This is a genomic window from Bacillus sp. FJAT-45066 (genome assembly GCF_002335755.1).
Classification (GTDB): domain Bacteria; phylum Bacillota; class Bacilli; order Bacillales; family Bacillaceae_I; genus Bacillus_CD; species Bacillus_CD alkalisoli.
In genome coordinates, this window is the sequence record NZ_NISQ01000001.1 from 3,634,976 (window position 1) to 3,649,778 (window position 14,803).

The window sequence follows — 14,803 nt, forward strand, 5'->3', positions numbered from 1 at the left end:
TATTCGTTTTTCGTATAGTAATTGTACATTATGAAACTCACTCAATTAATAGAAATAATAGAGAGGTGCTGTGTTATTATGAATATTCCTTTACTCTCCATGATGTTATCTCAAAGTCAGGTTCAACAAGCTGCGTCTGTGTCTGTTATGAAGCATGGATTAGGAAGTGTGGAGCAACAGAGGAAAGCGGTACATAAGTTGTTGGATTCGGCGATGGACAGAGGTACAGGTTGAGGCCACTGAAAAAGTCTACTTTTTTATGAAGTAAATAATTAAAAAACACCTCTTTTTCTTTTCTTTGAAGAAAAATGGTGTTTTTGTAAATAGAGTGGTCATCTTATGCTATTTTGGAGGATAGGATTTTTCCTATCCTCTTAATATTTACTGCTAATGCAGTTAGTTTTGCTTGTGTAGACATGCTTTTTAGACCGTATCCCCTGGCACGATCTAGCCCGTGAAAGCATTTCATTTCGCCATTTTTCCATTCTTGGCATGCTCTCTTTTTATATTTCTCCTTGAATTCGGCTGTTTTCTGTTGTTGGCTGTATTCATAGAATTCTGGTGTGTTTACACTAACCTCTAACACTTTCCCTACTGTGTTACCGGTAGGTATACACTCCGGTCTAAAAGGACAGTTTCGACACTTTTCTTTTTCAAAATAGTATCTGACTGATTGTCGATCCTTCTTTTTAGTATATTTCTTTTTATTTGTCGAGTTTCCTTGACTACAGAACCACTCATCCGAGTCCTTAATATAGCCATATAATTTCTTCGAGTTCTTTTTCTAAAGTTTTAAAGATTTTCTTAGATAGACGTTTCATGACTCTTTCGACCGTTGCTTTGAACGTGTTTGTTTCTGTGTGAGTACTATCAATACTCAAACCAGTATTTTTGATAATACCTTTCTCCACACATTGGCGAACAAATGCGGCGATGATATCATCTAATGTAACATCCTGTAATCGTTGTGTTCGAAATTTAGATAATAAACTAGGGTCAGGTAATTCTTCTTCAGGATTAATTCCTAAAAAATACATGTATGCTAAATTGAGAGATGCGTCTTCGATAACACGTTCATCTGATAGTTTATAAAGGTACTGAAGTACCAAGAGTTTGACCATTAACTCTGGCTCTTTTGCGGGTCTACCATAATATTTACTATATGTATTTTCTAGTAGTTCATTAATAAAACTAAAGTCTACTGCATCGTGTACTAATTTAAGTATATGGTTTTCTGGAATTTTGAAGTATAATAAAGAGTAGATGCTTAACTGCATATCTTTTTCTTTAAGCATAGAAGAAAGCCTTCCTTTCGTTTTGGATATTTTGTTTCTTGGTCGAGACTAATTATACCAAAAATTAATAGGAAGGTTTTCTTTTTTTATTTGTTTGCAAATTTCAGGAGTTGTTTTTTAGTGGCCACGGACAGGTTCATTGTCCAGGTAGATAATGGAATATATATTGTGTTCTATTCAATAATTGAGCATATCTAATATTCCTTTACTTTGTTATCCTATAATAAATAGAAGTAGTAGAAAGGTTCGGTGGTAGTGTGGATATTCCTTTATTGTCAATGATGTTATCTCAAAGTCAAGTTCAACAAGCTGCGTCAGTGTCTGTTATGAAGCATGCGTTAGGAAGTGTGGAGCAACAGGGGGAAGCGGTACATAAGTTGTTGGATTCGACAATGGTCGTGCAGGAACAACCAGTTCAACAAGCAATTCACCCTAACCTAGGCCAAAACTTTGATATAAAAGTATAATAAAGGGGACAAGACCGCCATGCATAACAAGGACGAAAAAGAGAAGTTAGAGTTTTTACAAGCGCAACTAGAATGGACGAAACAACAAAATAGACTTCTAGACTTAATAGAAGAAAAGCTCCATGAAATGAAAGAAATTGCGGAACACGCATTAGACGACACCCTCACGAAACATGACCGCCAACTACTAAACGAACAGTTACAAGAACTACAAAAAGAGTTAGGAATCTTAGAATTAAAACTAAAGCCACAAACACATTAGTTTTTAGGCGTTAGGGCTTAGTTGGTTAGGTTTTAAGGTACGTATTAAAATCTATTCCATTCTCTATAAACAGAAATTCTCTAAGAAAGAATATAATATTTATAACACCAGTCTAAGGTTTGTCCTAACACCTAACACCTAATAACTAACCACTCCTCATAATATAAATCCCTTATTTCCTGCTAATACTATTTAAGGTTCGAACTATTCATCCGATATTAAAGATAGAATACTATTTGTCGGAGGAATAAACATGGAAATTTCTCAAGTCGGTGGAAAATATTATCTTACTTCTATGACTAATACAGACAAAGTTAATACAGCAAAAACAGTAACGGAAAAAGTAGAAGAATCCTTTCAACATGTGAAGAATGAACAACTTAATCTAGAAAGAAATAGAATAGAACATGTCGTCGATGGGATGAATGATTTCCTTTTGCCGATGAATGTTTCGATTAAGTTTGAATTTCATGAAGAATTAGATCGTTATTATGTTAAAGTAGTAGATTCAGAGACGGAAGATGTAGTACGAGAGATTCCTTCCGAAGAATTTTTGAATATGTACGCCTCGATGGCCGAATTCATGGGGCTTTTTGTAGACAAAAAGATTTAGGTGGTGGTTTTATGCGATTATCAGGATTTGCAAGTGGAATGGACATAAATCAAATCGTCAGTGATTTAATGAGGGCACAGCGTATGCCATTAAATAAGTTAACGCAACAAAAGCAAATATTAGAGTGGAAACGTGACGACTATCGTGAAATGAACCAGCTACTTACGGATTTCAGTACGCTAAGTTTTGATATGACACTACAACGTTCGTATACGGCAAAACTAGTAACGTCATCCAATCCGAATTCAGTTACAGCATCCGCATCAGCTACAGCGGTAAATGGTACACATACCATCTCAAATATGAAACCAGCTTCTTCTGCATCAAATTTCTCTCCAACTTCTGTTATGAAAGATGGTTCAGCGCTAGATCTAAATGCTAGTTTATGGACGCAAAGGAACGACTTTGAAAGCAACTCGATGAGTGTTGGTACGGGTTCGGCTTGGAAACCAACTTCGGGGACATTTGAAGGTAGGGAACTAAGTGCAGGTACGGAAAAGATATCTCTCGGTAAAGGTGCCATTCAAAAAACGAATTTTAATAATAACGAGCTAATTAAAATTGGTGAAGACGAGTATACCGTTACATTTGATAAAGCAACGTTTGACTCCAGAGCGGAGGGTGAAAAAATTGTTTTCGTTAACCAGGATACAGGGGAACTACACCTACCGGAAAAGCTAGCTAGTGCAGCGGCAATTGAAACGATTGCATTTAACCATTACACTTCTAATTTTACAATTGGAACATACGACGCAGATGGGGTACAAGTAAGTAAAAACTTTGAGATAGATAGTACAACAACAATGAACGATCTTATTAAAAACATTAATGGAGAACAGTCGTTAGGGGTTACCGCCTACTTCGATCAGGCAGCTGGAAAAATGCTTTTATCTCGTAATACGGTCGGTGCGAACAACCTTAACTCTGCACCAGAATCATGGGACGGGAAAGGAAACAAACCAGCAGGTACGGCGGAGATTAAGTTAGAAGGGACATTTTTAACGGATGTTCTTGGACTTCAAGAGGAAAATGAGCATGGTGGCACGAAGGCTTTTTTTGAATACAATGGGATGAAAACCTCTAGAAACACAAATTCGTTTGCCATCAATGGTGTAACGTTCAACCTTCATGAAGCAACAACAGGTTCCGTATCCGTCACAGTAAATAACGACAACGACAAAACATTTAACTCGATAAAAAATTATATCGATAAATACAATGAGCTCATTGAAAAAGTTAATGGCAAACTGACAGAGGAAGTTCATCGTGATTTTAAGCCGTTATCGGATGAAGAGCGAGAAGGGCTTACGGAAAAACAAGCGGAACAGTGGGAAGCGAAGGCTCGCAGCGGCTTGCTTCGAAATGATAATATTTTGTCTTCTAGTTTGAACCGAATGAGAACTGCTTTTTATTCAACGGTTGAAACGAGTGGTGCATTCAAGCAACTAGGGCAAATCGGAATTGCGACTGGCTCCAACTACATGGACCGTGGAAAGCTAATTATCGACGAGGACAAGCTACGTGCCGCAATCGCTGAAGATCCTTCTTCAGTTATGGAGCTCTTCAATAAAGCGAAAAACGAAGAGACGGGTCAACAAGGTGTAGCACGTCAGTTACGTGAGAATGTTCAAGGGGCGATTCGCCAAATTGAGCAACGAGCTGGAAATGCATCTAGAACGAATCAACAGTTTACTATTGGTCGTGAATTAAACAGTGTGGACCAACGAATGACTCAGTTTGAAGCTCGTATGAAACAAATCGAGGACCGCTACTGGCGCCAGTTTACGGCGATGGAAAAAGCGATGGATACGGCTAACAGTCAAGCAATGCAACTAATGTCAATGTTTTATCCACAACAGTAAGGAATGAAGGAGTGTTTTACGATGGCAGTAAACAACCCGTATAAAGCGTACCAAAACAATTCCGTTAATACCGCATCTCCAGGGGAATTAACCTTAATGTTATATAACGGCTGTTTAAAGTTTTTGAAACTAGCAAAAAAGGGAATCGAAGAGAAAAATATAGAGATGAAAAATACGAATCTAATTAAAGCGCAAAAAATTGTGCAAGAATTAATGGTGACGTTAAATATGGACGTGGAAATGTCGAAAAGCTTAATGTCAATGTACGACTATTTGAACCGCCGTTTAATGGAAGCGAACGTAAAAAACGACGTTGCGATCATTGAAGAAGTAGAAGGATATGTTGTGGAGTTCCGTGATACGTGGAAGCAAGTAATTCAAACGAACCGTCAACAAACTTATGCACAAGGTGGACAAGCGTAATGTCTGCTTTACAAGATTTAAGCAAAGTGACGAACCATTTGCACACGATGTTGCATGAAGGGTTGCCACCGGAAGAAAAACGTGATGAGTTTATTGCGAAAGTTGACCAACTGCTTCAAGTGCGAGATGTTTTAATGAAAAAATTGCAACCGCCATTCTTGCCAGAAGAAACGGCACTTGGCCGAGATGTTGCAAAGAAAAGTGAACAAATCTCGGGGCGGTTGGACCATTTTTACAAAAACATGAAGCAAGAGTGGAGTCAAATCCAACATTCGAAGAAAACCGTCAAGGCATATGGCGTAACCAATGCCTCTCTTTCAGCAGACGGGATGTATTATGATAAGCGAAACTAGGTGACACCATGGTAACGATAAATGAAGAGCAATTTAGTATGATAAAACATTACTATGAGCTAGTAGAAGTGGTAGAAGAAGCGCTGCAATACTTAAGTTCGGACCGCTTTAACGATGACGGGAAAGTGGAGCAGAAAGTGATGAAAGACAGTCTAAATGCGATTGCGAAGATTATGGAAGCGAATGAACATTTAAAGCGTATTTTCTCAGAAGCTCCTGAAAAAGTACGAGCATTCAATCAGTTTGAAAGCTTCCTAGATGAGCTAGATCGCCTAAACGACGTGTTTGATATCTCCTTCCTAAGAAAAGAAACCATCCAACACCACGTCGCTCCTGCTTTTGAAGCGTGGAAAATCGGCGTCGAAGAGCAACTAATAAAATACATTGTGCACTAAAACGAAAACCTCCTGAGAAAATGGGAGGTTTTTTGTGTATGTTTTAACTCCTATAGGTGAATATTAAATAAGGTGGGCTGTAATAGAAATACAGGTTAGCTTCATAGAAGAAACAATTGATGTGCGCTACAGGTGGGAGACTCCTCGAAAATGCATCCGCATTTTCTTCGTGCGATGTATCGCTGTCGTAGCCTTCCTTGTCCTGCGGGGAAAGTGCGTCAAGGGAGACCCCACAGGCGCTTGCGCCGAGGAGGCTCCCGAGACCACCCGCGGAAAGCGAGCACCTGTAGCGCACATCAATAGTTAGTACCCTATACTTTTAATAATATAGCAAGTTTTAACCCTACTAAGCATATATTTAATTTACCCCAATACCCAATATGTTCACGACCTATTCAAAGTTCACAAAAAATTAAAAATTCTTTTACGTTTTGGAAGGAATCATGTAGGGTATTGTAGAAATAAGTATACATAGCCTTTATAATAAAGGTAAGAAGTAGTTCTCGTCACACACGAGAGAAACTTCGTTATAAGTTACATGCAGGTAGGTTGTGGACCATTAGACCTATCAGTATTCAAAGGAGGAGTTCGTTTATGAAGTACAACGTACGCGGTGAAAACATTGAGGTAACTCCAGCGATCAGAGAGTATGTAGAAACGAAAATTGGCAAAATTGAGCGCTATTTTGATTCTACAGAAAATGTCGAGTGCAAAGTGAATGTGAAAGTAATTAACAATGACCAAAAAATTGAAGTAACGATTCCAATGACTGGGTTAGTACTACGTGCAGAGGAAAGCCACAGTGACTTATATGCAGCGATTGACTTAGTTGTTGATAAATTAGAGCGACAAATTCGAAAACATAAAACGAAAGTAAACCGCAAAATGCGCGATAAAGGTACACCTAAATATATGTTTAACGATGCTGTAGAAGCAGTATCAGTAGCGGTGGAGGACGACGAAGACTTCGATCTAGTTCGTACGAAGCGTTACAACTTAAAACCAATGGATAGTGAAGAAGCAATTCTTCAAATGAACATGTTAGGCCATAACTTCTTCGTATTCTTAAACGCAGCAACAAACGAAACGAATGTCGTGTATAAGCGTCAAGATGGGAAGTATGGATTAATTGAAGCACATTAAGGTAAAAAAAAGCATCGGGTTTCGATACAGAAACCCGATGCTTTTCTATGTTTAAAGGCAATATAAACAATAGCTAGGATGGATCATAATCCACTGTTACCCAAAAGCATGCGCGGAGAAGTTTTGAAATGGTAAGGTGAAATCTTGGTTATTATAACCATTAAAGTTGCTGTTCGCTGTAGATGTGAACTCCTGCGGGAGAAGTGTGTCAAGGGAGACCCCGCAGTTGCCATGAGCGACGAGGAGGCTCCCGAGACCACCCGCGGAAAGCGAGCATCTACAGCGAACAGCAACGGTTAGCACTTTAAAACAAACAACTTAAGATAGTCTATATTTTAAACTTCCTAACCAACTGATTTAACGTCTCAGCAGATTCAGCTAGGTGAGCAGAATTTTTGGAAATCTCCTCGACCGAGCTATTGGATTGTTGAACCGTAGCGGCTGTTTGCTCAATTCCAGCTGCAGATTCCTCTGTAACAGAAGCAATATTCTCTATTAAGATGTTTATTTCCTTTGATGAATCAGTAACTCTCGACAAGTTACTTGTCATGACTTTTATTTTTTGAGACATCTTATTAATTTCTGTACTAATCTGTACGAATGTCTCTCCTGTTTGTTGAACCGTGTTCGTTCCATCTTCAACTAATTCAAAACTGTCTCTTAACGATAACGAAATATCTTGAGATTCTTTTTGGATGCCACTCACAATAGAGGTTATGTCCACAAGGGAGCGCGAAACTTCTTCGGCAAGTTTGCGTACTTCTTCGGCAACTACCGCAAATCCTCGGCCACTTTCTCCGGCTCTAGCTGCTTCAATCGCTGCGTTTAGTGCGAGCAAGTTTGTTTGAGAAGCAATGCCTTGAATCACTTCTACTAAAGAAGAAATTTCCTTCGACTGCTTTTCTAACCCCTCAATTTTATAAACGGATTGTTGTACATTTGTAAAAATTTGCTTCATTTCGTGAACGGAACGATCCATTAGTTTACTTCCAGCCTCAGTGCTAGTTAATACAGAATTTGACGTTTGTAATACCTCGATTCCGTGTTCATTTGTTTCTTCGATAGAATGAACGAAATCTTCCATCTGTACATTTACGTCTGATGCGGAGTTTGCTTGTTGGTCGGCGCCAGCAGACAGCTGTTGCATCGTTGCCGCAATTTGCTCTCCACCAGATTGTACTTCACTAGAAGACTGCATTAGTTCCTCACTTTGGTTGGATACGGTATCGGATACTTGTTGAATTTCTGCAACCATATGAGATAGCCGCTCTTTCATGCCGTTAATGGCAACACTTAATTGACCGATTTCATCTTTGCTACTATAAGCAAGATTATCGTGACTTAAATCTCCATCTGCAATGAAGTTAGCTTGTTCTACAACTTTTGTTAAATTTGTTCTAATTAATCTATTAATGATTAGGATAATTGAAACTCCAATAGTAATCGTAACGATAAATGCAATGATAAGAACGAGTGAACTATATGCCAGTTGAGCAAAAGTGTTTTCCGTTGCTGCTTGCCTCTCTTCCTCCAACATGCCACGTAGTTCATATAAAGTTGAAATATACTCAACACGTAAAACGTCAAATTGACGAAGCGTTGTCATGACGATGTGTTCATCATTTTGATCTACAAATGGAACGAGCATGTCGAAAAACAGCGTGTTTAATCTCTCATCGATTAATAATAATCTGGAAAAAAGTTCTTTTTCTTGATCTGTACTCATGAATGGTTCTAGGTATTCTTCGAATGAGTCTAGCTTATCCGCGTTTTCCTCGAATTGTTGTAACACTTGTTCCTCTGGTGAAAATTGATAGTCATATCCTTGGATAGATTTAGCGCGGAAAATAGAACCCATCTCTGTTAGCCTAATTGACTCTTCGCTACGGTTATCCATTTCCGTTACATTGCTATGAATTTTGGCTAGTTGGATAAATACTATACATGCGGTAATGATGAATAACGTAGAAATAATCCCCATTACAACTAAATACTTACTGCCTACCCTTAAGTTAGTCCACCAATTACTTTTTGTAGTACTTTTAAGTGTACTATGTTTATTTGGTTGCTGCTGTTTTACAACACCTTTTAGAAAATTGCTCATGTTTATAATAGCCCCCTGCTGTTCAATAAAAATATCAGACAAAAACTATATCGGCGTAGTAAATTAATTATTAATACAAAAGACCAAATAATTCGACAAACTTCGAGTGGTGCCTGGCACCAGTAATCGTTTTGTAATACATTTCGACAAGTGCCTGGCACCAGTAACAATCTTGTAACAAAGTTGTCCCGTTAGCGGATAAGTGTTAAAATGATAAAATAGTAAAAATACATAAAAATCTTGAAAATAAAAGGAACTTTCCTTTTTATATGGAACTTATTTATTAAACAATTCTTAATTAAAGGCTATGTTAAAGGTTAGTGTTGATTTTTGATACCTTTCTAGCGGTTGATTTCCGCGCAAGTCGTAGACTCCTCGAAAATGCTATCGCATTTTCTTCGTGCGATGCACAGCTCCCGTAGCATTCCTTGTCCTGCGGGAGAAGCGGGGAGCGGGAGACCACAGGCGAAGCCGAGGAGGCTCCCGGCCTGCCCGCGGAAAGCGAAGACTTGCGCGGAAATCAAGAGCGGTCTTTAACAGAGCCTAATTAAAAGATAAAAAGAGGGGCGTTCATATGCTAGGGTTATTAAATAAAGTATTTGATCCGAACAAACGTCAGCTAAAGAAAGCAGAGAAGTTAGCTGACCAAATAGATTCTTTAGCTTCTGATATGGAAAAATTATCAGATGACCAGCTAAAAGCGAAAACAGCTGAATTTCAGGAGCGTTTTCAAAAAGGGGAAGACGTTGATAGCATGATTGTGGAAGCATTCGCTGTAGTACGTGAAGCATCTCGCCGTGTGCTTGGTTTATATCCGTACAAAGTGCAGTTAATGGGGGGCGTGTCCCTTCACGAAGGTAACATTTCCGAGATGAAAACAGGGGAAGGTAAAACGTTAACAGCGACACTTCCTGTTTATTTAAATGCGATTACTGGTAAAGGCGTACACGTTGTTACAGTCAACGAATACCTAGCAAATCGTGACGCAGAGGAAATGGGCAAGCTATACAACTTCCTCGGCCTTACAGTTGGTTTAAATTTAAACGCATTATCCCGTGAAGAAAAAATAGAAGCTTACAAAGCCGACATTACATACGGTACGAACAACGAGTTCGGATTCGATTACTTACGTGATAACATGGTGCTTTACAAAGAGCAAATGGTTCAGCGTCCATTATATTTTGCTGTAATTGATGAGGTTGACTCCATTTTAATCGATGAAGCGCGTACACCGTTAATTATTTCTGGAAGTGCGAAAAAATCTGCATCCCTCTACGTTCAAGCGAACGGGTTCGTACGTCACATGAAGCGTGACGAAGATTACACGTACGATGAAAAAACAAAAGGTGTTCAGCTAACAGAAGAAGGTATTACAAAAGCGGAAAAAGCGTTCAACATTGAAAATCTATTCGATATTACTCATGTTGCGTTAAACCACCATATTAACCAAGCTCTACGTGCACACGTTACGATGCACAATGACGTGGATTACGTTGTGGAAGACGGCGAAATCGTTATCGTTGACCAATTTACAGGCCGTTTAATGAAAGGTCGTCGCTACTCGGATGGACTTCATCAAGCAATTGAAGCAAAAGAAGGCTTAGAAATTCAAAACGAGAGTATGACACTTGCAACGATTACGTTCCAGAACTACTTCCGTATGTATGAAAAATTAGCTGGTATGACTGGTACAGCTAAAACAGAGGAAGAAGAGTTCCGCAACATTTACAACATGAACGTTATTGTTATCCCAACAAACGTGCCAGTTGCCCGTGATGATCGTGCCGATTTAATTTACAGTACAATTGAAGGTAAATTTAACGCGGTTGCAAACGACATTGCCGAGCGTAACAAAAACGGCCAACCAGTATTAGTCGGTACAGTTGCAATCGAAACATCTGAATATATTTCTCGCTTATTAACAAAGCGCGGAATTAAACATAATGTATTAAATGCGAAAAACCACGAACGTGAGGCTGACATTATTTTAGATGCAGGTCAAAAAGGTGCGGTTACGATCGCAACAAATATGGCCGGTCGTGGTACAGATATTAAGCTTGGCGAAGGTGTAAAAGAAGCAGGTGGACTTGCTGTTATCGGTACAGAGCGCCATGAATCTCGCCGTATTGATAATCAGCTACGTGGACGTTCTGGTCGTCAAGGTGACCCAGGGGTAACGCAGTTCTACTTATCAATGGAAGATGAACTAATGCGCCGATTTGGCTCTGATAATATGAAGGCGATGATGGAACGACTTGGAATGGCGGATGACCAACCAATCCAAAGTAAAATGGTTTCCAAAGCAGTAGAATCTGCGCAAAAACGTGTGGAAGGTAACAACTATGACGCTCGTAAGCAACTTTTACAATATGACGATGTGTTACGTCAACAACGTGAAGTTATTTACAAGCAACGTCTAGAAGTGTTAACTTCTGAAAACTTACGCCATATTGTTGAGCGAATGTTAAAGTCTACAGTGGAGCGCAATGTTGCTCTTTACACACCAAAAGCAGAAGTTCCGGAAGATTGGAACTTACAAGGTATCATTGACTACCTAGATGCGAACGTTCTTTTTGAAGGCGATGTTACGTTAAACGACTTACGTGGTAAAGAGCCAGAAGAAATGTCTGAGATTATTTATAAAAAAGTAATCGACCGTTACGACGAAAAAGAACTAGAGCTTGCGCCAGAACAAATGCGTGAGTTTGAAAAAGTAGTTGTACTTCGTGCGGTAGATTCGAAGTGGATGGACCATATTGACGCAATGGATCAGCTCCGTCAAGGTATCCATTTACGTGCTTACGGTCAAATTGACCCGCTACGTGAATACCAATTCGAAGGTTTCGCGATGTTTGAAAGCATGATTTCTGCGATAGAAGAAGATGTAACGAAGCTTACCATGAAAGCGCAAATTCGCAATAACTTAGAGCGTCAAGAAGTTGCGAAAGGCCAAGCAGTTCGCCCTCCTGAAGCAGGCGAAGAAGCGCCGAAAAAGCGCCCAGTGAAAAAAGCACTCGACGTAGGCCGCAACGAACCATGTATCTGCGGAAGCGGCAAAAAATTCAAACAATGCTGTGGAAGATAACGACTATCTTTTATACAATAAGTAAAAGATAATCATAAAAACGGTGGGGCACAAGCGGCCTCACCTTTTTAACTGAATTTATTTCTTATGACTATTGTATTTTAATGATACCTATTTAGCTGTTGACTGGAGACCAAATCGTAGACTCCTACGGGAGAAGCGGGGAGCGGGAGACCCCGCAGTGCGGATGCGACGAGGAGGCTCCCGGCCCGCCCGCGGAAAGCGGAGATTTGGGCTCCAATCAACAGCGGTATTTATAAATTATATGTAAATAGATTATATAAGGTGGAATAAAAATGGAACTAGCAGAAATTCGCAATGAATTAGAAAAATTGGCCAAACAATTAAACAACTTTAGGGGGTCTCTTTGACTTAGAAGTAAAAGAGAAACGTATCGCAGAGCTTGACGAAATGATGAGTCACCCTGAATTTTGGAACGACCAAAACGCAGCCCAAACTGTCATTAACGAAACAAACGCACTAAAAGGACAAATACACCAATTTTACGACCTAAACGAAAGTCATGAAAACTTAGACTTAACATTTGAACTTGTGAAAGAAGAAAAAGACGATGAATTACAGGCTGAACTAGAGTCGGAATTAAAAGAATTAACTTCCCAATTCAACGACTTTGAGCTACAAATGTTATTAAGCGAGCCATACGATAAAAACAATGCCCTATTAGAGTTGCACCCTGGAGCAGGTGGTACGGAGTCTCAAGACTGGGGTTCTATGCTACTTCGTATGTACACGCGCTGGGCCGAGAAAAAAGGGTTCAAAGTGGAAACACTTGATTACTTACCAGGTGATGAAGCGGGGATTAAAAGTGTAACGCTATTAATAAAAGGTCATAACGCTTATGGTTATCTGAAAGCAGAAAAAGGCGTTCACCGACTAGTTCGTATTTCTCCATTCGACTCATCGGGCCGCCGCCATACTTCTTTTGTGTCATGTGATATTATGCCTGAGTTCAATGATGAAATTGAAATTGATATTCGTACGGAAGATTTAAAAGTTGATACGTATCGTGCAAGTGGTGCTGGTGGTCAGCATATAAACACAACTGACTCCGCTGTACGTATCACGCATTTACCTACAAATGTTGTTGTAACATGTCAAACAGAGCGTTCTCAAATTAAGAACCGTGATCGTGCGATGAAAATGTTACAAGCGAAATTGTATCAAAAAAAATTAGAAGAACAACAAGCTGAGCTGGACGAAATTCGTGGCGAGCAAAAGGACATTGGCTGGGGAAGCCAAATTCGCTCTTACGTTTTCCACCCATACTCGATGGTTAAAGATCACCGCACAAACACGGAAATCGGAAACGTTCATGCGGTAATGGATGGCGAGTTAGATTCGTTCATTGATGCGTATTTACGTTCGAAAATTTAATATTTTTGATTTGTTACCAGTGATTTTCGCGGAAAATCACTGGTTTTTTAATGAAGTGCGAAGGTGTTGTATCATAATGATGGTTTTTGGAAGTGGAAACGACTACCTTCATTTGTTTTATCGGCGAAAATCGAGGGTTAATCGGCGAAGATGAGCATCTTTTCGGCGAAAATCATGATTCAATCGGCGAAAGCTGATGTCCAATCAGCGAAAAGAAATTAATATCGGCGATTACAACTGTATATCGGCGAAAATTAGATTTATCATCCAAAGTAAACATGATTCGTACACTAAAACCAAAACCAACATAGTAAAAGCAATCACAAAGCCATAGCACCCTGTAATAATTCCCCCCCATATAACAAATGCTATGAAAAATATACATCAGGTAAATTTAACACTTCACCACGTTACATTATCAATATTTACACGCACCATGCACCGTGCTATACTTTTTCTGTTTGTGATAAAATTCGACAATCTACATTGTCTGGGGGAATAGAAATTGAAAAAAAGAAGAAAGCCGACGGCGTTAGAGGAGAAACCACTTTTTCATAAAGTGAAAGAGTATATTTACGTTATCATCGGATCGGCTATAGTCGCATTAGCATTTAATTTATTCTTACTTCCGAACAGAGTTGCTTCTGGTGGAGTAAGCGGTATAAGTACGATTACAGAAGCTATCCTTGGCTGGGAACCGGGATACGTACAACTTTCCTTTAACATCCCACTTTTCATTCTCGGAGTGTTCCTGCTTGGAAAACAGTTCGGCTTTAAGTCATTAGTCGGAACTATCATGCTTCCTCTATTTGTACTTTGGACAAGCCACCTCGAACCGGCAACACTTGATCCACTTTTAGGTAGTTTATTTGGTGGTATCGGAGTTGGTTTAGGACTTGGTCTTGTTTTCCGAGGTCGTGCATCAACAGGTGGAACAGACCTTGCAGCGCAAATCATACATAAATATACAGGACTAACTCTCGGTACATGTGTGGCGCTTATTGATGGATTAATTGTTATATCGGCAGCTATCGTTTTCAACATCGAACTTGGTCTTTACGCACTTATCGGTCTTTTTGTAACAAGCAAAACAATTGACTTTGTACAAGTAGGATTAGGCTATTCGAAAACAGCGCTTATCATTACGAATAAAGAGGAAGAAGTTCGTCAAGCTATCCTTACGCAAGTGGATCGTGGAGTAACAAAACTTGCTGCGTACGGTGGTTATACGCAAGATGAACGTCCAATATTGCTTTGTGTAGTTGATCAAACGGAATTCACAAAATTGAAACAAGTGGTGCGAAGCATTGACAATAAAGCATTTGTCGTCGTTATGAACGCTTCTGAAGTACTTGGTGAAGGATTTAAAAGAGAGTAATTTTCTATGAAGTTGGGTATAATATCCT

General features: G+C 39.4%; 13 protein-coding genes and 2 pseudogenes. 12 read left to right on the forward strand and 3 right to left on the reverse strand.

Annotated elements, in window-relative coordinates:
• The first annotated feature begins 78 nt into the window (after nucleotides 1-78).
• Nucleotides 79-234, forward strand: a complete 156-nt coding sequence (locus CDZ92_RS18135; RefSeq protein WP_176483814.1) for a putative motility protein — start codon at nucleotides 79-81, stop codon at nucleotides 232-234.
• A gap of 112 nt (nucleotides 235-346) precedes the next feature.
• Here CDZ92_RS18135 and CDZ92_RS18140 read toward each other — a convergent pair.
• Nucleotides 347-1,295 (reverse strand): annotated as a pseudogene (locus CDZ92_RS18140) (transposase); the annotation flags it as partial.
• Nucleotides 1,296-1,573: 278 nt separating this feature from the next.
• Here CDZ92_RS18140 and CDZ92_RS18145 point away from each other — a divergent pair.
• The 8 genes from CDZ92_RS18145 (at nucleotide 1,574) to hpf (ending at nucleotide 6,813) form a co-directional block, all read left to right on the forward strand.
• Entirely contained in the window at nucleotides 1,574-1,762 is a 189-nt protein-coding gene (locus tag CDZ92_RS18145) for a YjfB family protein (RefSeq protein ID WP_441296500.1), read from the forward strand.
• A gap of 19 nt (nucleotides 1,763-1,781) precedes the next feature.
• On the forward strand, nucleotides 1,782-2,024 hold the full coding sequence (locus CDZ92_RS18150; protein WP_096156607.1) for a hypothetical protein: 243 nt from the start codon (nucleotides 1,782-1,784) through the stop codon (nucleotides 2,022-2,024).
• Nucleotides 2,025-2,277: 253 nt separating this feature from the next.
• Entirely contained in the window at nucleotides 2,278-2,637 is a 360-nt protein-coding gene (gene flaG / locus CDZ92_RS18155; RefSeq protein WP_096156608.1) for a flagellar protein FlaG, read from the forward strand.
• 11 nt (nucleotides 2,638-2,648) lie between these two features.
• The gene (locus CDZ92_RS18160) at nucleotides 2,649-4,499 is read left to right on the forward strand and encodes a flagellar hook-associated protein 2 (RefSeq protein ID WP_096156609.1); all 1,851 of its coding nucleotides are present in this window, start codon (nucleotides 2,649-2,651) and stop codon (nucleotides 4,497-4,499) included.
• Nucleotides 4,500-4,520: 21 nt separating this feature from the next.
• Nucleotides 4,521-4,922: a flagellar export chaperone FliS gene (gene fliS, locus CDZ92_RS18165; RefSeq protein ID WP_096156610.1), complete on the forward strand. Its 402-nt coding sequence runs from the start codon at nucleotides 4,521-4,523 to the stop codon at nucleotides 4,920-4,922.
• Nucleotides 4,922-5,275, forward strand: coding sequence for a hypothetical protein (locus CDZ92_RS18170; protein ID WP_096156611.1), 354 nt, complete (start codon nucleotides 4,922-4,924; stop codon nucleotides 5,273-5,275). Before fliS ends, CDZ92_RS18170 begins: the two co-directional genes overlap by 1 nt.
• An 8-nt stretch (nucleotides 5,276-5,283) precedes the next feature.
• A complete protein-coding gene (locus CDZ92_RS18175; RefSeq protein WP_096156612.1) occupies nucleotides 5,284-5,670 on the forward strand; it encodes a hypothetical protein in 387 nt (128 codons plus the stop codon).
• A gap of 594 nt (nucleotides 5,671-6,264) precedes the next feature.
• Nucleotides 6,265-6,813: a ribosome hibernation-promoting factor, HPF/YfiA family gene (gene hpf / locus CDZ92_RS18180; protein ID WP_096156613.1), complete on the forward strand. Its 549-nt coding sequence runs from the start codon at nucleotides 6,265-6,267 to the stop codon at nucleotides 6,811-6,813.
• Nucleotides 6,814-7,141: 328 nt separating this feature from the next.
• Here the strand turns inward: hpf and CDZ92_RS20645 are convergent, their stop codons facing one another.
• Both CDZ92_RS20645 and CDZ92_RS20650 read right to left on the reverse strand, forming a co-directional pair.
• The gene (locus CDZ92_RS20645) at nucleotides 7,142-8,089 is read right to left on the reverse strand and encodes a methyl-accepting chemotaxis protein (protein WP_406564913.1); all 948 of its coding nucleotides are present in this window, start codon (nucleotides 8,087-8,089) and stop codon (nucleotides 7,142-7,144) included.
• A pseudogene (locus CDZ92_RS20650) lies at nucleotides 8,084-8,917 on the reverse strand (HAMP domain-containing protein); the annotation flags it as partial. The gene CDZ92_RS20645 and the pseudogene CDZ92_RS20650, both read right to left, overlap by 6 nt.
• Nucleotides 8,918-9,491: 574 nt before the next feature.
• Between CDZ92_RS20650 and secA the strand changes: the two are divergent.
• The 3 genes from secA (at nucleotide 9,492) to CDZ92_RS18200 (ending at nucleotide 14,775) form a co-directional block, all read left to right on the forward strand.
• On the forward strand, nucleotides 9,492-12,002 hold the full coding sequence (secA, locus tag CDZ92_RS18190) for a preprotein translocase subunit SecA (RefSeq protein WP_096156615.1): 2,511 nt from the start codon (nucleotides 9,492-9,494) through the stop codon (nucleotides 12,000-12,002).
• Between the two features lie 296 nt (nucleotides 12,003-12,298).
• Nucleotides 12,299-13,397 (forward strand): peptide chain release factor 2 gene (gene prfB, locus CDZ92_RS18195; protein WP_227521428.1). Its coding sequence is split into 2 segments (ribosomal slippage): nucleotides 12,299-12,361 and nucleotides 12,363-13,397, totalling 1,098 coding nucleotides; the frame shifts between segments, so codons are not numbered across the junction.
• 505 nt (nucleotides 13,398-13,902) lie between these two features.
• Nucleotides 13,903-14,775 carry a YitT family protein gene (locus CDZ92_RS18200; RefSeq protein WP_096156617.1) on the forward strand — a complete coding sequence of 291 codons (873 nt, stop codon included), beginning with the start codon at nucleotides 13,903-13,905 and terminating at the stop codon, nucleotides 14,773-14,775.
• Nucleotides 14,776-14,803 lie beyond the last annotated feature (28 nt).